The sequence below is a fragment of the Klebsiella sp. CTHL.F3a genome (assembly GCF_019890895.1).
Classification (GTDB): Bacteria; Pseudomonadota; Gammaproteobacteria; order Enterobacterales; family Enterobacteriaceae; genus Klebsiella; species Klebsiella grimontii.
Window position 1 is genome coordinate 1,869,063 of sequence record NZ_CP082360.1, and the last position, 22,323, is coordinate 1,891,385.

Here is a 22,323-nt window from a genome sequence, read left to right on the forward strand (position 1 = left end):
TTGCTTATCCACGGAAAATGATCTCAATCGTGCTTAGCGCCTCGCTGAGATCCTGTGGATCGAGCTGTGAGAACGCAGCGGGCCGTTCGCCATCATAGAGTCTGATGGCGGCAAACCGCTGAGGAGCCTTCGCATCCATGTTGTAGTGCACGAACCCAGGCGTGACTTCCAGAATCAGTCGATGCCGCCCGACATCGTAGCAGAAACGGTTTTCAGCGCCCTGCCACCAGCCGCGGCTGCGGATGCCCAATAATTGCCCGCAGGTTGTTGATTTTCCCTGCCAGCGCGTAAGCTCGCTGCGGGCGGTTTCTTCCGCCAGCAGCTGCACCGTCTGGCGCGTCAGCTGGCGGAACGGTGGCAATAGCTGATAATCGGCAAAAATTTGGCTAAATGCTGCCTGCGTTGCGTCATCCATTTCCAGCGGATGAGCAAGGCCGAACAGCGCCTCTTCCGGTAGAGCGATAGGGTCATCCTGGCCATCGCAGAATTCCCCTTCCGCGGCGACGCGAAAGGCGTTGAGCAGACGACGGGGTTCACTGGCGGCGTAGATTCCCCATACCAGGCGCCGGGTCAGATTGTTGGTCAGCGGATGATCGACAAACAGCGATTGAAACTCCGTTCGCGTCCAGCGCCGCGCCAGCCGCAGGGCGTTTTCCAGATGCGGCAGCAGGCGTTTGGCTACCTGGGCTGCGTCTTTTTTCAGGCCTTTCAGCCTGGCCAGCGCTTCCGCAGCTTTTACCTGGTCATCTTCGGCGCGCAGGCGCGGCAGGCTCTTTTGCGGCGCTCCCTGCTGGTCGTAAATCACCGGCAGCAGATTTTCATCAAAACGGACATAAAAGCCGCGGCAACCAAAATCAAAAGCCAGCGTTTGGGGATCGTCCAGCCCCAGCGTAGGCGTTAGCCGATCCTGCAGCTGCTCTTCGCTGAGATCGCGGGCTTCGGCGACCTCTTTAAGAGACTGCCCGGCGCTTTCGCGCAGCGGGCGGGATTTGGCGCGCTGCGCGATGTGGTGCAGCTGCAGCAGCGCCATATCGCTGCCGATGCGGGTGAGAAGATGCAGCCCGCTGGCGGCGCGGGCGGATTTCCCTTCCTGCGGCCAGGCCAGGATAAGCTGTGTTAAATCACGCACCGTCGCTTCATCGCCAAAAATCCCCAGCGCCTGAAACGCCCAGTTCTCTTTGGCCGGGGCTCCGGCAGTCTGCCATGCGCTAAATAAATCCCAGACGAAAGCGGCCAGCGATTGGGGCTGGCAGGCGGCTTTGACTAAATCCAGTCCGCCGTAATGATGGCCGCCCTGGGCGAAGCGCAGCATTTCGCCGAAGATCTCCAGCGCATCGTCGGTCAACGGCTGGTCGGTGCCGATAAGCCGCGGCCTGCGCCAGAGCGTCGGTTGCCAGAAGTCAGGCGCTTTGGGAATGCGAACAGGGTAGTTGTCCAGCGGATCCTGCGTCAGCAGCTGTTCCAGCTCCGCCCACAGCGCCGGTTCGTTCCAGCGTTGTGCTACCGCTTTCAGCCGTTCATGGTGGCCTTCCTGGTACAGCAGACGCAGCGCGTTAATAGCCGCCTCGCGGCTATCGCCCGCTTTATCGAACGCCAGTGGGATTAACGCGGCGGCTGCGTGCTCCGGCCACTGCAGGAGCCACTGACGAGCCAGTTGGCTGTGCGCCTGCAAGCGTCGCCAGACGCGGGCCATCGGTAGCGCCAGCTCCGTTGCGCCGAGATGCGTCAGCAGGGGGAAGATCTCCTTTGGCCGATGCTGCAACGCCAGCAGCAGGCCGGGTAGGGCATCGGTCCCAAGAATACTCAGCGCATATTCGGTGCCGACAAATCTAAAGTTCGCGTCATTGATGCCCTGCCAGGCCGCCAGCGCCCGTTCGCGAGGCAGCTGCATAAGCAGATAAAGATTCCAGCAGTCGTTGGGGTTGTAGGCTTTTACCAGGTAATCCCCCCATGCCTCCAGTAGCGTAGCGATATCGAAGTTTTGCAGTGCGTGGCAGGCGTTGCCCCACCAGACATATCGATGAAAATATTTCTCCGTATCGAAATGGTCCCGCTTGCCGCATAACGTGTACTGGTGGAACAGGTATTCAATGCTCTGAAAGCCCAGCTCCTGCATGACGATAGTGCTACCTATGCTGGCGAGACGTTCATCGAGTGGAAGGTTATTAAAGAAACAGGCGGGTTTGCTGGCAGCCAGCGCTTCCCGCTCTCCTGGCTGCCAGTACTCCTGCGGCGCAACGGTTAGCGACGTTAGCGCAAAACGCGGGGACGCGGCTTTTTTCTTTTTGCTGCGCCACGGCGGCGAGCGCAGGATCTCCGGCAGGCAGGAGCGATCGGTTGCCAGCGTAACGTCTAAAGGCATCGATGGTCGGCTGGCCGCCAGAAGTTCCTGTGCCTTCGTGCTTAGCCAGGGCGTAACCTGCTCAGCCAGCTGAGGATGCGTATTGAGCAGCGTCCGCAGCAGCGTTCTCCAGCTCTCTTCATGCTTTTTCTCTGCGATCTCAGGATAGCCCGGACGCGCGGGCGGTTCCGGCAGCGCCAGCAATTCCGCTACAGCGGCCAGAGCGGCGTGGGGATATTTCTTAGCGAATGTTGACACGCGCTGCTGGCTGGATTTGTTTTTATCCGCCACCAGCAGCAGCCGGATAGCCTGCGGATGGTTAATTTGCGCCAGCAGGCTGCCGCAGTCATCCCGGTACGCATATAGCGCCAGCCTGGAGATCGCCGCCAGCGCGCGGGCGGGCATTGCCGGTTTGGCTACGCCCACATAGCCGAACGCCTGTGCAATAGCCTGCCGCCATTCGGCAGTGCATGTTTCATAGTCCCACGTAAGGGCCTGAATATGTTGATAGCGCGAGGGAATATCGTTCGCCAGTCGTTGCAGGCGTCCCTCTTCGACCGGCGGTACCGGGTCGCCAGACCAGCGGCGATGGCTTAACGGTTGTTTGCCCTTTTTAAAGGACAGCTCCAGCTGCGCGTCATCCGCCAGCCATGGCGGGAGTGCTGTGTTGTGCATAAACGTTCCTTGTGTTACTCAAACAGTCCGTCAATATCGTTAATTAATTCGCTAATGGTGACTTTATCCAGCACCGAAAAGGTTGCCTGCTGATGGCCGTTGCTGCCCCATCCGTACTGCCGGGCGCTTCCGGAAAAAAGCCAGACTTTCGTTAACTGCTGCTCCGCGCTGAGTTCATCAGGCAGCATACCCACGGCGAAACCTTCGTCAATCTCCATCACCAGCGCCCACTGTCCCAACGGTTTTAGCATCCAGCCGATCCAGCCCGCATCCTGCGGGTCGCCGCGCAGCCAGCCTTTATTCGCCAGCCCGATCACCCGGCCGCTCGGGCACTTGCGCCCGGCCCAGCGGGTCAGTTCGCTGGCCGTCAGCTCGTCCGGGGTCAGGGTATAACAGTTGCGATCGAGCTGACGGAACGGCGGCAGCAGTTCATAGTCGGCAAACAGCTGGCCAAAGGCGGCTGCATCCTCCGGGGACATTTCCAGCAGGTGCGGAAGGCCGATATGAATGTTGCCTTCCGGCAGGGTGAAGAGGTCGTCATCGGCGTTACCGTAGCTGTTGTCCTCCGCCACGCGGAAGCAGGCCAGCAGGTTGTTTTCCTCACCGTATACGCCCCAGATAAGGCGACGGGTGAGATGGCGCACCAGCGGATGATTAACCAGGAACAGGTTGAAGTTTTCCACCGTCCAGCGACGACGCTGGCACATGGCTGACTCCATCCGCGCAATTTGCTGGGCGGCAATTGTACGGGTGTCTTTTTTCAGAGCCTTGTAGCGATTAACGGCCTCGGCGGCCAGCGCGCTATCGTCGCATTTATTCGGTTTCGGCAGGTCTTTAAGGCGGCTGCCGTTTTCATCGCGCACGTAGGGTTTAAGCGCTTCATCAAAGCTCACGATAAAGCGCCGCGGGCCGAAATCGAGGGTGAGCGTTCCATCATCGTTGAGCCCCAGATCCGGAGCGAGGCGATCTTCCAGCTCTTCCACGGTGAGTCCGCGGCTTTCGGCGATCTCACCGATTTTTTCTCCCGCGCGCGCCTGCAGCGCCTTAAATTTCAGCTTTTGGGCGATACCGTTTAGCTGCATCAGGGCGATATCGCTACCGATGGCGGCGAGAATATCCAGCCCGACAGTGGCGCGTTTATGTTGAGATTCTCCCGGCCACGCCCGGATCAGCGGCGTCAGCTGCCGGGCGGTATCGTCGTTGCCGAAGATACCGAGCGTGGTAAAGGCCCAGCTCTCTTTCGACGGTGCCCCGGCGGTTTGCCAGGCGCTGAACAGATCCCAGGCGAAGGCGGCGAGTGATTCCGCGGTGCAGAAATCTTTAACCTGCTGCAGCCCGGGATAAATACCTTCCTCTAACGGGAAGCGCAGCATTTCACCAAGCGATTTTAACGCCGTATCCGGGAGAGCCAGGCCATTTCCCCGCAGCAGCGGCCGTGCCCACAGCCCTGGCTGGTAAAACGCCGGGAGGGGCGGAATTTTGGTCGGATAGTTATCCAGCGGGTCGAGCGCCAGCAGGGCGCCGACGGCCTCCGCTACCTCCGGCTGGTGATAGCGCCGCGCGACCTCTTCAAGCAGCGGCTGATGGCCCTTCTCTACCAGCATACGGATTGCCAGACGCGCGCTATCCTGCGCTTCGCCCGCTTTGCCGAAGGCGGCGGGCAGCAGGCCGGTAATGGCGTGTTCCGGATAGGCCAGTAGCCACTCGCGCGCGCCTTCACGCAGCGTTTTGAGCTTGTTAAAGGCGCGGGCGATCATCGGGGCGATTTCGCTGGCGGCAAACCAGATAGCGACCGGTAAATTTTCCTGCGGATAGCGTGAAAGAGAATGGATAAAACCCGGCAGCCCGGCAAGACGCAGGTACGTCATCACATATTCCGCCCCGGTGTGCGGTTCTTTACTGAGCGCGTTCCAGGCCTGAAGCGCCTGCTCGGCGGGCAGCGCGGCGAGCATATAAAGATTCCACTCTTCCTGGCGAAAAGTACGGGAACTTTTAAATTCCGTAATCAGTGCCGGGTAGTCCTGCCGCTGCCAGGCATCCACAATGGCGTCGGATATGTCTTCAAAACGGTGACCATTCCAGCGCTGGAAGCCTAACTGGCTAAGGTATTTTTTTTCTCCCTTTCCTGTGCCCATCTCCACCTGATGTGCGTACCAGCTATGTTGTTTGAGGAGCTGCTTGCTTGCTTCTTCCGTCAGCATACAGGCCGGTTCTATAGCAAGCGGCGTTATGCTCAACTGGGGAACAGGGGATTTTTTCTTTTTCGCTATCCATGGTGGGGATACCAGTACCGCTGGCAGCATATCGGCGCTGGCGCAATCGGCCTGCTGGTTTAATTGCTGCAGGCAGGATTCCAGCAGCGTGACGGCCCGCGCCGAGAGCCACGGCAAAATTTGCCCGGCCAGCTGCCGATGGGTGCTCAGCAGGGTCATCAGCATGATGCGCCAGCGTTTCTCTTCTTTTTGCGTCAGCAGTTCGGCCAGTGCCGCCATCGCCGCGTGGGGGAAGCGGAGGCTGGCCTGAGACATCCGTTCGTGGCAGCGTTTTCCTTGTTCGCTCACGCGGATCAGTTGCATCAGCGCCTGCGGATGGTTTACCTCGCTGACCAGTTCTCCGCACAGGTCATCGTGCACGTAGGGGGCGAAGCGGGCGATGCCGGCAACGCCCTGTTCGCGCATCACCGTCGCGTTCCAGATGCTGCCGTGGTAGTAATCGTTAAACAAATTTTCCGCCTGATAAGGCTCCAGCGCTTTTACCAGCTGCGGGTCGCGAACCACCAGCTTAAGCCATTCCGCGGTGCGGACATTTTTATGCGCCAGCACCCGACGCGCAATGTCGTCAACAATATCCTGGCGCTCTGGCAATAAGATGGCGACCAGAGGCAGCTGCCCGACGGGCATATCCGCCAGGGCGGCGATCAGTTTATCTACGCACTTTTGCCAGAGCGGCTCTTCGGCCTGGGCCAGATGGGCGCGCAGACGAACGTCGAGTAAGCTCGGCCCCCTCGCGACGGTAGGCTCTGAATGGAAGGTCACCTGCACGGTTTGATAATTATATTCAAATTCAATGTGCTGCAGGGCGATAAAGGTGTCGACGGCATATTCCAGACCGTAGACGTAAACAATTTCGTCCATCAGGTTGGCATTATCGCCGCTGCGCCAGCCCCGGCGGGTCGCAACGGCAACCTGTATCGCCAGCGCCGCAGGCGAGAGCGGGCCATCGGTAAGGGCGTCGTTGATGGTTTGCTGCCAGTAGGCCGAGCAGTCGGCGCAGTTGAAGGTGACGGTTTTTCCTGATTGCTGATGAATCGCTTTCCCGAGGTCCATTAGTTCGTTATCTTCCGGGGCCGCGATGGGGTTACCGGGAAAGAGGCGAGAAGGGAGCGCTTTTTCAAGCAGCTCATCGGATAAAAGCAGTTCGCCATTGTCCGCCAGCCACGGGCAGGTGATGTCCGCAGGCGTTGAGGCGTATTCGGGCTGCGGGGCGGCTGATGGAGATGCGGGTAAGGCAGGCCGCTCGGTGTGAGTATCTTCAACGTAGCCTTTGCGGATTTTTTCGTTAATCAATTTGACTTCTGTCTTGCTGGCCGCCGCCGCGTCGGCAAAGGTTTTGATCTGGCTCTGCCCGTTTGTGCCAACCTTGCCCCAGCTTAGATGCAGCTCGTGTCCCTGTTGCTCAATCGTCCAGAATTTATGTGATTTTTCGTCATGATAAATAAAGATTTTCATCAACGTCCCTGTGTTTTTATCCAGCCTGGCGTTGATGCTAACAGCTATTGACAGGAACACCGAGGGTGGGGGTAGCAAGAATACAATTTTCAGAATTCATAAAATAAAAAAAGCGCTGCCGGAGCAGCGCTTTATGCGTCATTACTTGACCTGCTGGCCCGGCTGAGCGCCGCTGTCCGGGCTTAACAGGAAGATATCTTTCCCGCCAGGACCCGCGGCCATCACCATACCTTCAGAGATGCCGAAGCGCATTTTACGCGGCGCCAGGTTAGCGACCATCACCGTCAGGCGGCCAATTAGCGCCTGCGGATCCGGGTAGGCGGAGCGAATACCGGAGAAGACGTTGCGCTTCTCGCCGCCGAGATCCAGCGTCAGGCGCAGCAGTTTGTCGGAACCGTCGACGAACTCGGCGTTTTCAATCAGCGCGATGCGCATATCCACTTTGGCGAAATCGTCAAAGGTAATGGTTTCCTGAATCGGATCGTCCGCCAGCGGGCCGGTGACCGGCGCTGACAGCGCTTTGACTTCTTCTTTCGACGCTTCAACCAGCGCGTCAACCTGCTTCATCTCGATGCGGTTATAGAGCGCTTTAAAAGCGTTAACCTTGTGACCGAGCAGCGGCTGCTGGATAGCATCCCAGCTCAGTTCGCCGTTGAGGAACGCTTCGGCGCGGGCGGCCAGCTGCGGCAGGACCGGCTTCAGCCAGGTCATCAGCACGCGGAACATATTCAGGCCCATGGTGCAGATGGCCTGCAGGTCGGCGTCGCGCCCTTCCTGTTTAGCCACCACCCACGGCGCCTGCTCGTCAACGTAGCGGTTTGCTACGTCGGCCAGCGCCATGATTTCGCGGATCGCCTTGCCGAACTCGCGGCTGTCCCACGCTTCGCCAATGCTTGTTGCCGCATCGGTAAAGGTTTTATACAGCTGAGGATCGGCCAACTCTGATGACAGCATGCCGTCAAAACGCTTGTTGATGAAACCGGCGTTGCGCGAGGCGAGGTTCACCACCTTGTTGACGATATCGGCATTAACGCGCTGCACGAAGTCTTCCAGGTTCAGGTCGATGTCATCAATACGCGACGAGAGCTTGGCGGTGTAGTAGTAGCGCAGACTGTCGGCGTCAAAATGATTCAGCCAGGTGCTGGCCTTAATAAAGGTGCCGCGCGACTTGGACATCTTGGCGCCGTTGACCGTCACGTAGCCGTGAACGAACAGGTTGGTCGGTTTGCGGAAGCTGCTGCCTTCCAGCATCGCCGGCCAGAACAGGCTGTGGAAGTAGACGATGTCTTTACCGATAAAGTGATACAGCTCGGCGGTGGAGTCTTTCTTCCAGTATTCGTCGAAGCTGGTGGTATCGCCGCGCTTGTCGCACAGGTTCTTGAAGGAACCCATGTAGCCGATCGGCGCGTCCAGCCAGACGTAAAAATATTTACCCGGCGCGTTCGGGATTTCGAAGCCGAAGTACGGCGCATCGCGGGAGATATCCCACTGCTGCAGCCCGGACTCGAACCACTCCTGCATTTTATTCGCCACCTGCTCCTGCAGCGCGCCGCTGCGGGTCCACGCCTGCAGCATTTCGCTGAACGACGGCAGGTCGAAGAAGAAGTGTTCAGACTCGCGCATCACCGGCGTCGCGCCGGAGACGACCGATTTTGGCTCGATAAGCTCGGTTGGGCTGTAGGTCGCGCCGCACACTTCGCAGTTATCGCCGTACTGATCCGGTGATTTGCACTTCGGACAGGTGCCTTTTACAAAACGGTCCGGCAGGAACATGCCTTTTTCCGGATCGTAGAGCTGAGAGATGGTGCGGTTTTTGATAAAACCGTTCTCTTTCAGGCGCGTATAGATAAGCTCCGACAGCTCGCGGTTCTCGTCGCTGTGCGTGGAGTGATAGTTGTCATAGCTGATGTCGAAGCCAGCAAAATCGGTCTGATGCTCCTGACTCATTTCGCCAATCATCTGTTCCGGGGTGATACCGAGCTGCTGCGCTTTCAGCATGATCGGGGTGCCGTGGGCGTCGTCGGCGCAGATGAAGTTGACCTCATGGCCGCGCATTCGCTGGTAACGGACCCAGACATCAGCCTGGATGTGCTCCAGCATGTGGCCGAGGTGGATTGAGCCGTTTGCGTACGGCAGCGCGCACGTTACCAGAATTTTCTTCGCGACTTGAGTCATAGTGGGCATTACATCTTCTATTGTAAAAAGGGGTTTCGATGTTACCGCAAAGGCAATAATTTGGTAAGCCCAAAGCTTATTGTGGGGGAATTATTCCCTTTAAGGTAAACTTAACGCACAAGATTCAACTCACAATAACAAAGGAGTCGGGATGAGTTCGCAATCCCAGGCCAAATCCCCCGAGCGTCTGCGTGCGATGGTCGCCGGGACCCTGGCTAATTTCCAGCACCCAACCCTGAAACATAACCTCACTACGCTGAAGGCGCTGCATCACGTCGCCTGGCTGGACGAGACCGTACACATTGAAATTCAGATGCCGTTCGTCTGGCATAGCGCGTTTGAGGTGCTCAAGGAGCAGTGCAGCGCCGAGCTTCTGCGCATAACCGGCGCCAAAGCCATTGACTGGAAGCTGACGCACAGCATCGCCACGCTGCAGCGGGTAAAAAATCAGCCCGGCATCAACGGCGTGAAAAACATTATCGCTATCAGTTCCGGCAAGGGTGGGGTGGGTAAATCGTCTACCGCGGTCAACCTCGCACTGGCGCTGGCGGCGGAAGGGGCGAAAGTCGGCATTCTGGATGCCGATATTTACGGCCCGTCAATTCCGACCATGCTCGGCGCGGAAGATCAGCGTCCAACCTCGCCGGACGGCACCCATATGGCGCCGATTATGAAATTTGGTCTCGCCACCAACTCCATCGGCTATCTGGTCACCGACGATAACGCCATGGTCTGGCGCGGCCCGATGGCCAGCAAAGCGTTAATGCAGATGCTGCAGGAAACCTTGTGGCCGGATCTCGATTATCTGGTTCTGGATATGCCGCCGGGCACCGGTGATATTCAGCTGACGCTGGCGCAAAACATTCCGGTCACCGGCGCGGTGGTGGTGACTACGCCGCAGGATATCGCCCTGATCGACGCCAAAAAAGGCATCGTGATGTTTGAAAAAGTCGAGGTCCCGGTACTGGGGATTGTGGAAAACATGAGCATGCATATTTGCAGCAACTGCGGACACCACGAGCCTATCTTCGGTACCGGCGGCGCGCAAAAGCTGGCGGAGAAATACCATACCCAGCTGCTGGGCCAGCTGCCGCTGCATATCACCCTGCGTGAAGATCTCGACAAAGGGACGCCGACGGTGGTGGCGCGCCCGGAAAGCGAGTTTACCGAAACCTACCGCCAGCTGGCAGATCGCGTCGCGGCTCAGTTGTACTGGCAGGGTGAAGTTATCCCCGGTGAAATAGCCTTCCGCGCGGTCTGATTTCTCCTCCCTTTTGAACCGTACGTCGCGTTGCGCCGTACGGTTTTTTATTATATCCCTGCCCGTTTTCTCTCGCTGAAATAATCACCGCTTGAATAATATTAGCGTTAAATATTACTTGTTTTTATTCACATTTAGCGATGTTGAGATTTATCAATAAAACATATTGTTAACATTGTTTTCCTCTGGCGGTTATGCGAGCTTAATTAGCATAGAAGTGAAGTATTTTAATTCGCCGTGACGATGTTTAATTTTGGCTGTGTGATTTGGCGAAATTTGGAAGTTATCAGTACGACGTCAATAAAAACGATGGAAGGAAAGTAGCGCTGTAATACATTTCCGGAGTGCATGATGAACAACATTGCTCTAATCGTTAAGTTACGAGAACTACTGGTTATTTTTATGCATACGCGCACGCTGCCGGAGAAAGCCGCAGACGCGTTACGCTATTGCCAGGAGCATCTCCCGATAGTTGAAATTCCGATAGGCGCTTATGGCGAATACAGTGATATTTTTGAACAGCTTGTTTTTTTATCGGATGAGAAGAGTCGTCCTGCCCCGGATGATTTACTGCGTAGCGGCGGCGATTTGATATTAAGTATTTTAATGCTCTATGAGCAGGTTGCTTCCGGGATTGCCGTCGAGGAATTTATGCATAAACAAAACCGCTTTAACGGATAGCGTTATCGCATCGGAAAAGGAAACGCCAGCAGCAGGGATAGCGCGCTGGCGTTCGGCTTTTAGCGATGGTAGAAAATCTCGCCATCATAGATTTTGAGGATTTTTCCCTCGGTTTCGGTAATCAGCACGTAGCTTCCGCCCATATAGGTCCAGCGGGTCCCGGCATCCGGCGCAGGTAAATTGCGCTGCTGCCACTGCTTGATGTTGTATTCTGGCGTGAGGTACAGCGGCGGGACGGTATCGCCGATATGGAATTGTTTGAAGTCTGCGGTCACCCCATCCAGCTCATATTTCTGTATACCTTCGCCGGACGCCGCCCACGCTCCGCTTGAGCAGGCCAACAGTACGCCCAGAAGCATCATTTTTGTTTTACGCATAATTTCCCCATTATTATCCTGGACACAAAATCGCAGCCTCGTATGATTCCTGATACGTCAAGGAAATGGCAAGCGTTGGTTTGGTTAAAAGTGTAAGCAAACGGTGATGCGGCGGCGTTTTTCATCGTGGCGCGCCTGTTTTGAGAATAATCCGGGGTGGGGAGTGGGTATGTTCAGGCTGGAAGATCTGGCATTGTTTGTCCGCGCGGCGGCGTTAAGCAGCTTCAGCGATGCGGCGCGGGAGGCCGGGCTGCAGCCCGCGCAGGTCAGCGCGGCGATAAAGCGTCTGGAAACGACGCTAAATATCCGTCTATTCGCCCGTTCGACGCGGAGCTTACGCCTGACGCCGGAGGGAGAAACCTGGCTGCCCTATGCCATGCAGATGATCGATACGCTGCACGCCGGGCTGCAAAAAATCCACACGCCGGATGACGAAGTTCGCGGAACGTTACAAATCGCCGTGCCGTCCGACCTTGGGCGCAATTTGCTTCTGCGCGTGTTTCGCGCTTTTCGTCAGCGCCATCCTGCGCTGCGCCTGCGGATTCTGTTTTCCGATCATCGGACCGACGTGTTTAAAGACCCGGTGGACGTCGCGTTTCGCTACGGCGATAACGACGATGCCTCGTTTATTTCTCTGCCCGTCGCGCCGGATAACCGCCGGGTGCTGGTGGCCTCGCCCGGCTGGATAGCTGAAAACGGCGAACCGCAGACGCTGGAGGATTTGTCCCGGTACAACGCGCTGACCTACGTGCTGCGCGGCAGGGCGTTTGACCGCTGGCCGTTGAGCCTGGAGGGGAAAGTCCATCACGTGCAGGTTTCCGGCACTATCGTGAGCGATGACGCGGAGGTGATACGCCGCCTGGCGATTGCCGGGGAGGGCATTGCCTTCAAATCTGAACTCGACGTCGGCGATGATATCCGGGAAGGGCGGCTGCGGGTGCTGTTGCCGCACTATCAGGGAGACGTGGTGCCGCTGAATATGATTTGCCCGCACCGTAAGCAGCTTTCTCCCGCAGTACGGCTGCTGTACGAAGAGGTGAAAGAAGCGTGCGAAGCGTTTAATTCCTGCACGCCCTCAGCGGGCCGGTAGCCCGGACAAGGCGCGCCAGCGCCTCCTCCGGGAGAACGTTCGGCGCTAACCTTAATGCTTCACCAGCGTGGCAAAGTAGTACACCAGCGGAATCGCGAGGATCCACAGCCCGATGGGGATTTCCCGCCACTTCCCGGCGATGGTTTTGATCACCACATAAAACAGCAGCCCGCCGGCAATCCCGGTGCCGAAGCTATTCGCAATCAGCGTAATCATCACCATCATCAGCACCGGCAGGCCGTCGGTGAAGTTTGCCAGATCCACTTTGCGCAGGCCGCTGAACATGTTCAGCCCAATCAGGATCAGCGCCGGCGCGGTCGCCTCTTTCGGAATCATCAGCGCCACCGGAGTAAACAGCAGCATCAGGAGGAACATCACCGCCGCCGACAGCGCGGTCAGCCCGGTTTTACCGCCGGCTTCCGCTGCCGCCGAGGATTCAATCAGCGCGGTCGCCGCCGGAATGCCCAGCCAGGGGCCAACGGCCGCGGCGATCGAGTCAACCATAAACGGGCGATTGATATGCGGCATATTACCTTCTTCATCCAGCAGGCCCGCTTCGCCGCCGACCGCCAGCGTGGTGCCCATGGTGGAAAAGAACTCTGAAGCGAAGAACACAAACAGGAACGGCAAAAAGGCGATATTCAGCGCGCCCAGCATGTCGATTTGCCCCAGCACCGGCGTCAGCGAATGCGGCATATCGATAAAGCTGCCCGGGAGTCTGGTGACGCCCATCGGAATGCCGACCAGGGTGGCAAAGAGAATCGCCCACAGAATTGAGCCGGGGATTTTTCTCGCCTGCAGGGCGATGGCCAGAAACAGCCCGCAGAGCGCCACCAGCGCACCCGGCGAGAGAAAATCGCCGAGCATCAAGGCGTTGGTTTTGGCGTTGGCCAGCACCAGCCCGGCGTTACGGAAGCCCAGCACCGCGACGAACAGCCCGATGGACGCCGTTAGCCCGAGTTTGATCGACTGCGGCACCGAACGCGTCACCACCTCACGCAGGCCGAATTTGGTCAGCAGGAAAAACAGAATTCCCGACCAGCAGGCGATACCGAGACCGACCTGCCAGCCAATGCCTTCGCTGCCCGCCAGCGTGACGCCGACCAGCACCGAGCCGCCGATGCCCGGTCCGACGATAAACGGCAGGTTGGCATAAAACGCCATCAGCAGCGTACCGCCGACGAACACCAGGATCGTGCCGGTGGTTGCCGCACCTTTATCCATCCCGCCAACCGCCAGCAGGCCGGGGATAACCACCAGCAGATAGGCGGCGGCGAGAAAGCCGGTGATGCCCGCGAGGCATTCGGTGCGCAGCGTACTGCCGCGGGAATACAAGGCAAAACGGCGCTCCAGCCAGCTTCCTTGCGCGGATGAATGAAGGGTATTGTCGGCCATGCTCAGGCTCCCTGAAGATTATTGTTGTGTTCTGTGTGTTCCGGAATTTCCCGGCAGTCTATCAGCGGCTCGACTATCTGGCGGGTGCCGCCGTCGGTCAAACCTAAATCCGTCAAATGCGGACCGGCATTACAGGCCAGGCAGGTACCTTCAATCGCCTTAAAGACGCGGTAGGGCGGCTCCCAGTCGGCAATTTTCGCGCTCAGGTCGCGAAGCTCGCGGAACTGCCGCGCCAGCTCCGTGGCGGGTAAGTCGGAGAGCATCCCGGCAATTGGCATCGCCACGTGGGCGAGGATTTTTCCCTGCTGCGACAGCGCCATGCCGCCGCCGGATTCGATCAGCCGGTTTGCCGCCAGCGCCATATCGTCAGGATCGCGGCCGAGCACCACCAGGTTGTGGGAATCGTGGGAGTAGCTGGTGGCGATGGCGCCGCGCAGTTCGCCCCAGCCCTCTAATAGCGCAATTTGTGGTTTTGCTTCGTGACGACCATGGCGATGCTTAACCCAAATCAGGCTAAACCCGTCCGGTATTTGCACTTTGCCATCGCGGACCTGTACCTCAACGTCTCCCCACTGGGTGAAACGCGCGCCGCGAATATGCCGCAGGCGGGCGACGCCGTGGCGAATCACGCCGACGCGGAGGATAAAATCGGCTGGGCTGAGCGGCGGCATCTGTAGGGTATCGCGCGGCGGGGTTACGCCGCTCGCCGACGGAATCGACTCAAGCAGGGCACCCTCGCGGGCAATCAGCTTCCCGGCGACGTAAACTTCCCGCGCGGCGAGCTTTTCTAATGAATCGAAAACCACCAGATCGGCGCGGCGTCCGGCGGCAATCAGCCCCAGATCGTTACGTTGCAGCCGGATCGCCGCGTTTAAGGTGGCGAAACGTAGTACGTCTGTTGCCGGCAATCCGTGCTCAATCAGCAGGTTGAGCAGGGCGATAATGCCGCCTTTTTCCAGCAGCATATCCGGCGGCACATCGTCGGTGCAGACGGTGATTTGCGAGGAGAGATGCGGCAGCGTTTTCAGGGCGTTAACGATATCCGGCAGCAGGTAAGGGTGCGAACCGCGGATCTCGATCGTCAGCCCGGCGCGCAGCTTTTCCAGCGCATCTTCCGCCGAGGTGAGTTCGTGATCGGAGGTGACCCCGGCGGCGAGATAGGCCTGCAGATCCGCGCCGCTCAGGCCGCGCGCGTGGCCTTCAATCAGCTTGCCGCTGTCCAGGCCGGCCTGGATAATCTCCTGCATCCTCTCGCTGCCGTGCAGCACGCCATGCATGTCCATCACTTCGGCGACGCCGCAAACTTCCGGCCAGGCCAGCATAGTAGCCATTTCCGCGCCGGCGAAATCGGCGCCGGACATCTCCAGCCCCGGCGTTGACGGTACGCTGGAGGGGGCGGCGACCATCACCCGCAGCGGCAAATGGCGGCTGGCGGCGACGGCGTAGCGCACGCCCTCAACGCCCAGCACGTTGGCCAGTTCGTGCGGGTCCCAGAATACCGCCGTGGTGCCCTGAGCCAGGACAATTTCGGCATAGCGTTCAGGCGGCAGGTGAGAGCTTTCAAGATGGACGTGGGTATCCATCAGCCCAGGCGATAAAAAGCGTCCCGCCAGCGAGCGGCGTTCGTGGGCATCGGAACGGCTGCCGCGCGGGTGTACGCTGGCGATCCTATCGCCGACGATCCCGACGTCGGCCTCGCGAATTTCGCCGGTGGCCATGTCGACAATCTGCGCGTCGGTTAATAAGAGATCGAACGGGGATTCACCGCGTGCGGCCTGAACGGCGCGGCGACGGGTTTCAGCACTGCTGGACATAACAACTCCGGCACAAGGATAATGGGGATACTCTAGGGGCAGAGCAAACGTTTGCCCAGATGAATAAATTTATCGCCCGATAACCTCGGGTTATTCTGCATGCTCACCGTTGACGAAAACATGATGACCGAACCCTGGCAGCGTCTGCCCGCGCTCTCTCTCAAGCAGATTCAGTACTTTGTGACCCTGGCCCAGCTGCGTCACTTCACCGACACCGCTAACCGGTTGGCTATCAGTCAGCCGGCGCTAAGCAGCGCGCTGCGGCAAATCGAGACGGTGCTGGGCGGCAAGCTGGTCAACCGTACCGCCTCGGCGGTCACCTTAACCGATCTGGGGGCGGCGATTTTGCCCCACGCCCGGCGGGTGTTGAGCGTGGCGCAGCTGGCGTTTCAGGATATGCAGCAGATAGTCGAGGCCGGCGGCGACGGTACGGTGCGTATCGGGCTGGTGCCCTCGGTGAGCTCGCTGCTGTTTCCGCTGCTGCCGCAAACGCTGGCCCAGGCGTTTCCGCGCCTGAGGGTGGAGTTCCACGATCAGACCAACGACGCCCTGTTTTGCGAACTGCAGTCGGGAAAGATAGATTTTGCCATTGGCGCAATAGATCGTTCGTTACCGCCAGAGCTGCAGGTTTATCCTCTGCGCGAAGATCCGTTTGTCGCGGTGCTGCACTGCGACGATCCACTGGCCGGGCAGCCGCATCTGCCGTGGAAGCTGCTGGCAGGGCGCGATATCGCGGTATTCTCAAAGGGCAATATTCAGCGGCTGGTCGGCGCGCTGGCGGAGAGCCATCGTCTTACGTTGAATACGCGTTATCAGGTTGACTATATTGAAACGCTTTACGGCCTGGTTCGCTCCCGGCTGGCGGTGGCGATTCTGCCTGAGCTTTATACCACTCACCTTCAGGATCCGGCGTTAAAGGTGGCGCAGCTTCAGCAGCCCGCGCTGACGCGAACCGTGGCGCTGATGCGCGGACCGCAGCCTCTACCACCGCTGATTGAGGAATGTTTCGCATTATTACTGAGTTCGCTGCGCTGACCGGCGCGGGGAGGGGAGCCCGACGAACGCAGCGCGCCGCCTGCGGGAAAGGCGGTCAGGGAAGATGCTTAATCAACACGTCGACGGTAAGATGATTAATATACTCCAGGGAGTGTGACGCGAGAACGCCCAGCAGCCGATTATGGTGTCCGGCAATAATCAAATCAATTCCCCGCTTATGCACGCACTCTTCGACATCGGCAAAACGACGCGTGGTTACCAGCGATAGCGTCTGCACCGGTAGGGCGACCGCGGTGGCCAGCTCAGTGAGCAGCGCTTTGGCCTGAATGACCTCCTGCGAAACATCGTCATTCATCAGGCTATCTGAGACGTAATTTAGCGCCCGATAGTCAGTACTGATATGGGCGATAGTAATGCGTATCGCGTTTTCTTCCGCCATTTTCGCGGCGTGCGCCAGCAGCGGAACGCCGTCAAGGCTGCTGTTGATCAGCACCAGAGCATGGTGATAAACGGACATAACGATACCTCGACGCAGGGGGATACCTGTTGATAATTTTGTGCCTGCGGCGAGGGGAAAGCAAATGAAACTCCGGAGGGGGTTAGATCCCGCAGCTGGCCGCCGCGGGGGGCTGATTTACGGCGTCACGATATTGAACCAGAACTTGATCGAATGGGGATTCATGGAATACGTTGATCGCCAGTGGAAAGAGCGGATCTTCTCAGAAGTGGCGGGTACAAACATGACTAAGATCGGCAAGGTGTTTGCTGATCTACGAGATCAGCTTGGTATCCCGTATCTGGATGATTACGGACAACGGCGGTTACTGCATTCCATTCGTCATAGTGTTTGCTCTTCGGCAATGGCTGGTTGAGTGAAAAACATTCTACACCTACAGCAAACCGTAGGTCATGAGAAAAGCGGAGGGATCACTAAACGCTATTTGCATACGTTTCCCTTATCCTCAATTTCTTATGTAATTGATGGTATTAATTGGGGGTGGATAAAATAGCCAAGTTCTGCGCTTGGCTATTTATTTTATTTCCGTTAAATGAATTGTGGCAAATAGAAAGCTGATAACATCATGAATAGAAGAATAATACCGATGATGGAAAGTCGCACTTTTACACGTAACCAATCGGTGTACTGATTAGGAAGTTCTTTAATAAATCGAATTTGTTCATTATCCATTCCTCGCGTATGGAATGAGTTTTCTTTAAAGTATAATGCTTTAATAAAGAATGCATCACGCATAAACGAGAAAAAGAACCCCCCATCCTGATAAATTAAAACTTCTGCTGGTCTTGCTCCAAATTTTTTAACAAATAGCGAGCAGAGAGTAATGAATTTATTTTTAGAAATACGATCGTAAATAATTGAAATAACACCCGTAAGTATCAGGCATAGACACAATACCAATCCAATCGAGTTTCGATACATAATTATAAAATTAATTACCGAAAATTTCATACAGCTGTTCTCCACCCCATTCACCGAATGCGCCACCTGCGCTACTACCGACATAGCCTAAACCAGCCCCAGCGATCACAGAGCAAGCAAGTCCTCCGACACCAGCAGTACCAACACCGATAGCGATACAAAGAGGTATTGCTAAATAGCCACCAGCAACACCAACCCCCGTACCTACAGCAAAGCTACCAATCTCAGTATACTTTTTCTTGGTACATTCAGCTTCGCGATCAACAGAACATGCCTCATGGATTTCGTTAAGAGAATGGAGTCCGCTAAAACCAATTCCTAAATAACCAGTGTAACGCATTGCTTTTACGTATTTAGCTGCCCGTTCGATGTGGGTAGCATAACCTTCAATGTCACTGTTCCCCGTTTCATTCCATTTGTGGGTAATAGAACTACTGGACAGGCCGAGTGCATTTTTTATTTTGGTATACTCTCCGAATTTCATAGCCTTATTCAGAAAGTTGACTTTGAGTATGGATTCAAGCTCTTTAAACAACTGGCTGCGTCGTACATAAAATTGTTCACCAATTAATGCACCACGTGTTAAGTAGGTGTTTTTATATGTTTCCTGGATCTCTTTGAGTATTTTTTCGATACTCTCGAAGTATTTTCCAACAGGATCAGCAGCAAGGCCAATTCCTGTATCAGCGTAGCTGGTGAAATTAGCTATGGTAGCGTAGTGTTTGTGCAGTAAGTTAGCTTCCTCATGCGTCAATGGGGCCAATGCTGCATCGACTCGCGCTTTCGCGGCTTTCATGTGGGCGATCTGTTCGTCGTCCTGCTTATCAGGATCAACCAGAAGCATAATAGAACCGGCTTTGTATCTTTCGTCTGCACCGTTCAGTGTAGCGAATAGCTCTTTGGCTCCTGCTGGTGGGTTTTCGGTGAATAGCAGACGTTGCCACGCTTCCGTAGTACCGCCATAAGGGAGAACGGCAAAACCTGCATCTATACCTGTTTTCTTTTTCGCTACCTGGGCGTGCTGATCTGGTTCTGGCTCAATTGGGCCAGGCAGAACAGGAAACTCTACCTTGTGATAATTGTCTGTGGTTGTTGTTGACTGGCTCTCAAGTTCATAATCATCCACTAAGTTTGAAGGAACGAATTTCGATTTGCAGGGGCAGGAGCTATAGCTGTGCAGTGTTCCAGCTATTCTTTTTCCATGTATGTCATCGTTATTAAGACCGCCACAAATACGGTAATACCCTGGATGTTTACCACAGGTCACTTTATGGCCTTCACATGCCATGTCTTTATCGAAAAATTGATGGTCGGGGAATCCTTCAAGAATCCTGCCACCGCAAACAGTTTTATCACCCCTGAACAGATAGTTTCCTTTAGCTCCCATTAGTGCTTACTCCCTGGCATTGTTAAAAATCCATTCTGGAGTTCGTCACCTTCGCGAATACCAGTCGATTGGTAGATTGCGGCGTTGAGATTATTTCATCGCCATTATCAAGCATACTTCCAACCAGTGCGGCGGATGCTCCTTGCATTACTCGTGCTGCACCAGCACCGGAAATAATAGTGGCTTCACTTCCGTCAGCGTATACAACCTTATCTCCTACCCTTGCAACCTGAAATCCCCCGGCAGTGCACTTACCTGATGCTTTTTGAAGAATGCCACCATGACGGGTAAGGCTCCCGACCGTTGCAATCCTGAAGATTAGTTTGACAGGGTAGGTGGCTAAACGTGTGATCAGGTTTAAAACTTCTTGCTGCGTACTTTCGTCAAATGTGGCGATCTCTTCTGGTGTGAATGGTGGTTGAGCGCATGATTTTATAATTTCGGTGGTTAGCTCGTTGGTGTATTGCTGCATAAGTCCTTCTACTTGTTATAGAAATAATCACAGCGGTCATTTTACAAGCAATGACCACATCCGCAACAAGTATTAGACTTAAGCGAAACTGCGTTTCGTAACAGAAGGTTATCCGGTCGAGTAAGCGCAATAACGCTTAGATAAATCTCACGCAGAGGATGTTATGGCAGGGGTATTGGCAAGCACGGCGGCAGCGGTTGGAATCCTTGATAAAGCGGTGAGCATCACCCAGAAACTGGCAAATAACAGCGATGAACTGGACAAGGCCACGCTCAAACTTGAGCTGGCTAATCTGATGGTTGAACTTGCTAACGCCAAAATCGAAGCGATAACTACGCAGACTTTGCTTTTCGACGCTGAACAAAAAAACAAGCAGCTTAAAGAACAGTTGGTAGATAAATCAACGTTCGTATTTAAGCCGCCATTGTACTGGAAAGAAGGTGATGAAATCCCTTTCTGTCCGAGATGCTACGAAGGTGATAACAAGAAACATCATCTGCGTTCCATTGTTACCGCCGGAAATCGGGCTTATGGAATTCTCCCGAAGAATAATTGGTCATGTATGCACTGCAAGTTTTCCCAAAAAAAGAGTAGTTAAAAAATCTACTTCGTTTAGCTGCTTAGGATTATTCCGAGTTGTGATGTAGCGGCACACTGGCGTATTTTTAAGGTGAAGAAGCGATAACCGAGAGGATGGGCTTGCGCCAGCAAGCAACTTCCCCTAAGCTGGCAAAAAGTAAGAGAAATGTAATCTAAATGACTCGGGGTGCCCCATCACTGATGGGCTGAGAAAAACCCGTACCACCTGATCTGGATAATGCCAGCGTAGGGAAGTCAGAGACCGCAGGGTCGTCGCTTCTTCATCGCCTGGCGGGAGCAAACGATGTCTGACATGCTGAACCCCGCGCATATTGCCCATCTGCGGCACCTTTTTCACCACCATTCCCCTCTTGTGCACTGCATGACGAACGACGTGGTGCAGACCTTTACCGCCAACGTCCTGTTGGCGATTGGCGCATCCCCGGCGATGGTTATCGACCCGGACGAAGCCAGCCAGTTTGCCGCTATTGCCGATGCTCTGCTGATAAATGTCGGTACGCTGACCGTCGAACGCGCGGCGGCGATGCGTGCGGCGGCGCGCAGCGCGCAGCAGGCGGGCAAGCCCTGGGCACTGGACCCGGTGGCGGTCGGCGCGCTGACCTTACGGACAGAATTTTGCCGGGAGCTGCTGGCGCTGCAGCCTGCCGCCGTTCGCGGTAATGCCTCGGAAATTATGGCCCTGGCCGGAATGAGCGGCGGCGGGCGTGGCGTCGATACCACCGATACCGCCGCCGCCGCGCTGCCCGCGGCCCAGGCGCTGGCCCGCCAACTGAATACCGTGGTCGCGGTCACCGGTGAGGTCGATTACATCACCGATGGCCAGCGTACGCGCGCGGTCACCGGCGGCGATCCGCTGATGACCCGGGTAGTCGGCACCGGCTGCGCGCTATCGGCGGTGGTTGCCGCCGCTGCGGCGATGCCCGGCGATCGGCTGGAAAACGTGGCCGCAGCCTGCGGTCTGATGAAGCGCGCGGGGGGAAAAGCGGCGCGACAGGGCGGCCCCGGCAGCTTTACTCCTGCCTTCCTCGATGCACTCTATGCGGGAGGTGATCTGTGAAACGAATTAATGCGTTAACCATCGCCGGCACCGACCCGAGCGGCGGCGCGGGGATCCAGGCGGATCTCAAAACCTTCTCAGCGCTGGGCGCTTACGGCTGCTCGGTCATCACCGCGCTGGTGGCGCAAAACACCCGTGGCGTCCAGTCGGTGTACCGTATCGAGCCTGATTTTGTCGCCGCGCAGCTCGATTCGGTTTTCAGCGATGTGCGCATCGATACCACCAAAATCGGGATGCTGGCGGAAACCGATATCGTCGAGGCGGTGGCGGAACGGCTGGCGCGCTACCGGATAACCAACGTGGTGCTGGATACCGTCATGCTGGCAAAAAGCGGCGATCCGCTGCTCTCAGCCTCGGCGGTGGAGACGCTACGTCAGCGCCTGCTGCCGCAAGTCTCGCTGATCACCCCGAATCTGCCGGAAGCGGCGGCGTTGCTGGATGCGCCGCATGCCAGAACGGAAAAAGAGATGCTGGAGCAGGGCAGAGCGCTGCTGGGAATGGGCTGCGGAGCGGTATTAATGAAAGGCGGCCATCTCGATGATGCGGAAAGCCCGGACTGGCTCTTTACCCGCGACGGGGAGCAGCGCTTTACCGCGCCGAGAGTCCAGACCAAAAACACCCACGGTACTGGCTGTACTCTGTCGGCGGCGCTGGCGGCCCTGCGTCCGCGTTACGAGGATTGGGGGCGAACCGTGGCGGAAGCCAAGGGCTGGCTCTCGGCGGCGCTGGCGCAGGCCGATTCACTGGAAGTGGGGCACGGCATCGGCCCGGTACACCATTTTCACGTATGGTGGTAGTCTTCATGCCTGGCGAAAAGTATACTGTTTCCTGACTTT

Annotated in this window: 17 protein-coding genes, 1 pseudogene and 1 riboswitch; of the genes and pseudogenes, 8 read left to right on the forward strand and 10 right to left on the reverse strand. The window is 56.6% G+C overall.

Annotation, left to right across the window (positions count from 1 at the left end; genetic code table 11):
* Positions 1-4: 4 nt before the first annotated feature.
* From K7H21_RS08910 to metG, 3 genes are all read right to left on the reverse strand, one after another.
* The gene (locus K7H21_RS08910; protein ID WP_223035717.1) at positions 5-3,016 is read right to left on the reverse strand and encodes a DUF4132 domain-containing protein; all 3,012 of its coding nucleotides are present in this window, start codon (positions 3,014-3,016) and stop codon (positions 5-7) included.
* A 14-nt stretch (positions 3,017-3,030) separates the two neighbouring features.
* Positions 3,031-6,744, reverse strand: coding sequence for a WGR and DUF4132 domain-containing protein (locus tag K7H21_RS08915; protein WP_223035718.1), 3,714 nt, complete (start codon positions 6,742-6,744; stop codon positions 3,031-3,033).
* A gap of 141 nt (positions 6,745-6,885) precedes the next feature.
* Positions 6,886-8,919 (reverse strand): methionine--tRNA ligase, encoded by a 2,034-nt coding sequence (metG, locus tag K7H21_RS08920; protein ID WP_032741907.1) that lies wholly within the window; start codon positions 8,917-8,919, stop codon positions 6,886-6,888.
* A gap of 151 nt (positions 8,920-9,070) precedes the next feature.
* Here metG and apbC point away from each other — a divergent pair, with 151 nt between their 5' ends.
* Positions 9,071-10,180: an iron-sulfur cluster carrier protein ApbC gene (apbC, locus tag K7H21_RS08925; protein WP_004122768.1), complete on the forward strand. Its 1,110-nt coding sequence runs from the start codon at positions 9,071-9,073 to the stop codon at positions 10,178-10,180.
* Between the two features lie 351 nt (positions 10,181-10,531).
* A complete protein-coding gene (locus K7H21_RS08930) occupies positions 10,532-10,861 on the forward strand; it encodes a hypothetical protein (RefSeq protein ID WP_004122766.1) in 330 nt (109 codons plus the stop codon).
* Positions 10,862-10,920: 59 nt separating this feature from the next.
* On the opposite strand, the gene K7H21_RS08935 is transcribed toward K7H21_RS08930, so the two are convergent.
* Positions 10,921-11,238: an RcnB family protein gene (locus K7H21_RS08935; RefSeq protein ID WP_024359184.1), complete on the reverse strand. Its 318-nt coding sequence runs from the start codon at positions 11,236-11,238 to the stop codon at positions 10,921-10,923.
* 169 nt (positions 11,239-11,407) lie between these two features.
* Here K7H21_RS08935 and K7H21_RS08940 point away from each other — a divergent pair, with 169 nt between their 5' ends.
* Positions 11,408-12,328, forward strand: a complete 921-nt coding sequence (locus K7H21_RS08940) for a LysR family transcriptional regulator (protein ID WP_004122762.1) — start codon at positions 11,408-11,410, stop codon at positions 12,326-12,328.
* Between the two features lie 51 nt (positions 12,329-12,379).
* On the opposite strand, the gene K7H21_RS08945 is transcribed toward K7H21_RS08940, so the two are convergent.
* Positions 12,380-13,723 carry an NCS2 family permease gene (locus K7H21_RS08945; protein WP_049115307.1) on the reverse strand — a complete coding sequence of 448 codons (1,344 nt, stop codon included), beginning with the start codon at positions 13,721-13,723 and terminating at the stop codon, positions 12,380-12,382.
* A gap of 2 nt (positions 13,724-13,725) precedes the next feature.
* Complete coding sequence (locus K7H21_RS08950) at positions 13,726-15,537, reverse strand: adenine deaminase (protein WP_142446773.1); 1,812 nt, start codon at positions 15,535-15,537, stop codon at positions 13,726-13,728.
* Between the two features lie 120 nt (positions 15,538-15,657).
* Between K7H21_RS08950 and K7H21_RS08955 the strand changes: the two genes are divergently transcribed.
* Complete coding sequence (locus K7H21_RS08955) at positions 15,658-16,572, forward strand: LysR family transcriptional regulator (protein WP_176690180.1); 915 nt, start codon at positions 15,658-15,660, stop codon at positions 16,570-16,572.
* Between the two features lie 55 nt (positions 16,573-16,627).
* Here the strand turns inward: K7H21_RS08955 and K7H21_RS08960 are convergent, their stop codons facing one another.
* The gene (locus K7H21_RS08960) at positions 16,628-17,050 is read right to left on the reverse strand and encodes a universal stress protein (protein ID WP_223035719.1); all 423 of its coding nucleotides are present in this window, start codon (positions 17,048-17,050) and stop codon (positions 16,628-16,630) included.
* A gap of 142 nt (positions 17,051-17,192) precedes the next feature.
* Between K7H21_RS08960 and K7H21_RS08965 the strand changes: the two are divergent.
* Positions 17,193-17,543: pseudogene (locus K7H21_RS08965) on the forward strand (site-specific integrase); the annotation flags it as partial.
* A gap of 35 nt (positions 17,544-17,578) precedes the next feature.
* Here K7H21_RS08965 and K7H21_RS08970 read toward each other — a convergent pair.
* From K7H21_RS08970 to K7H21_RS08980, 3 genes are read right to left on the reverse strand one after another with little or no spacing between them, the layout of a single operon-like run.
* Positions 17,579-18,001: a hypothetical protein gene (locus K7H21_RS08970; protein ID WP_142444962.1), complete on the reverse strand. Its 423-nt coding sequence runs from the start codon at positions 17,999-18,001 to the stop codon at positions 17,579-17,581.
* Positions 17,982-19,358 carry a PAAR domain-containing protein gene (locus K7H21_RS08975; protein WP_223035720.1) on the reverse strand — a complete coding sequence of 459 codons (1,377 nt, stop codon included), beginning with the start codon at positions 19,356-19,358 and terminating at the stop codon, positions 17,982-17,984. The genes K7H21_RS08970 and K7H21_RS08975 overlap by 20 nt, the downstream gene beginning before the upstream one ends.
* 22 nt (positions 19,359-19,380) lie before the next feature.
* Positions 19,381-19,830 (reverse strand): PAAR domain-containing protein, encoded by a 450-nt coding sequence (locus K7H21_RS08980; protein WP_228751071.1) that lies wholly within the window; start codon positions 19,828-19,830, stop codon positions 19,381-19,383.
* A gap of 163 nt (positions 19,831-19,993) precedes the next feature.
* On the opposite strand from K7H21_RS08980, the gene K7H21_RS08985 reads away from it, so the two are divergent.
* The 3 genes from K7H21_RS08985 to thiD all read left to right on the forward strand — a co-directional run bounded on the left by K7H21_RS08985 (position 19,994) and on the right by thiD (position 22,284).
* A complete protein-coding gene (locus K7H21_RS08985) occupies positions 19,994-20,428 on the forward strand; it encodes a hypothetical protein (protein WP_142444964.1) in 435 nt (144 codons plus the stop codon).
* Between the two features lie 154 nt (positions 20,429-20,582).
* Positions 20,583-20,679, forward strand: a riboswitch (TPP riboswitch).
* Positions 20,680-20,713: 34 nt separating this feature from the next.
* Positions 20,714-21,487, forward strand: coding sequence for a hydroxyethylthiazole kinase (gene thiM / locus K7H21_RS08990; protein WP_142446777.1), 774 nt, complete (start codon positions 20,714-20,716; stop codon positions 21,485-21,487).
* Positions 21,484-22,284, forward strand: a complete 801-nt coding sequence (gene thiD / locus K7H21_RS08995; RefSeq protein WP_004122696.1) for a bifunctional hydroxymethylpyrimidine kinase/phosphomethylpyrimidine kinase — start codon at positions 21,484-21,486, stop codon at positions 22,282-22,284. Before thiM ends, thiD begins: the two co-directional genes overlap by 4 nt.
* Positions 22,285-22,323: the final 39 nt, after the last annotated feature.

Excerpts from the sequence above, each read along its gene's own strand:
- K7H21_RS08910 (WP_223035717.1), bottom strand. The coding sequence starts at position 3,016 with ATGCACAACACAGCACTCCCGCCATGGCTGGCGGATGACGCGCAGCTG.
- K7H21_RS08915 (WP_223035718.1), bottom strand. The coding sequence starts at position 6,744 with ATGAAAATCTTTATTTATCATGACGAAAAATCACATAAATTCTGGACG.
- metG (WP_032741907.1), bottom strand. The coding sequence starts at position 8,919 with ATGACTCAAGTCGCGAAGAAAATTCTGGTAACGTGCGCGCTGCCGTAC.
- apbC (WP_004122768.1), top strand. The coding sequence starts at position 9,071 with ATGAGTTCGCAATCCCAGGCCAAATCCCCCGAGCGTCTGCGTGCGATG.
- K7H21_RS08930 (WP_004122766.1), top strand. The coding sequence starts at position 10,532 with ATGAACAACATTGCTCTAATCGTTAAGTTACGAGAACTACTGGTTATT.
- K7H21_RS08935 (WP_024359184.1), bottom strand. The coding sequence starts at position 11,238 with ATGCGTAAAACAAAAATGATGCTTCTGGGCGTACTGTTGGCCTGCTCA.
- K7H21_RS08940 (WP_004122762.1), top strand. The coding sequence starts at position 11,408 with ATGTTCAGGCTGGAAGATCTGGCATTGTTTGTCCGCGCGGCGGCGTTA.
- K7H21_RS08945 (WP_049115307.1), bottom strand. The coding sequence starts at position 13,723 with ATGGCCGACAATACCCTTCATTCATCCGCGCAAGGAAGCTGGCTGGAG.
- K7H21_RS08950 (WP_142446773.1), bottom strand. The coding sequence starts at position 15,537 with ATGTCCAGCAGTGCTGAAACCCGTCGCCGCGCCGTTCAGGCCGCACGC.
- K7H21_RS08955 (WP_176690180.1), top strand. The coding sequence starts at position 15,658 with ATGATGACCGAACCCTGGCAGCGTCTGCCCGCGCTCTCTCTCAAGCAG.
- K7H21_RS08960 (WP_223035719.1), bottom strand. The coding sequence starts at position 17,050 with ATGTCCGTTTATCACCATGCTCTGGTGCTGATCAACAGCAGCCTTGAC.
- K7H21_RS08970 (WP_142444962.1), bottom strand. The coding sequence starts at position 18,001 with ATGAAATTTTCGGTAATTAATTTTATAATTATGTATCGAAACTCGATT.
- K7H21_RS08975 (WP_223035720.1), bottom strand. The coding sequence starts at position 19,358 with ATGGGAGCTAAAGGAAACTATCTGTTCAGGGGTGATAAAACTGTTTGC.
- K7H21_RS08980 (WP_228751071.1), bottom strand. The coding sequence starts at position 19,830 with ATGCAGCAATACACCAACGAGCTAACCACCGAAATTATAAAATCATGC.
- K7H21_RS08985 (WP_142444964.1), top strand. The coding sequence starts at position 19,994 with ATGGCAGGGGTATTGGCAAGCACGGCGGCAGCGGTTGGAATCCTTGAT.
- thiM (WP_142446777.1), top strand. The coding sequence starts at position 20,714 with ATGTCTGACATGCTGAACCCCGCGCATATTGCCCATCTGCGGCACCTT.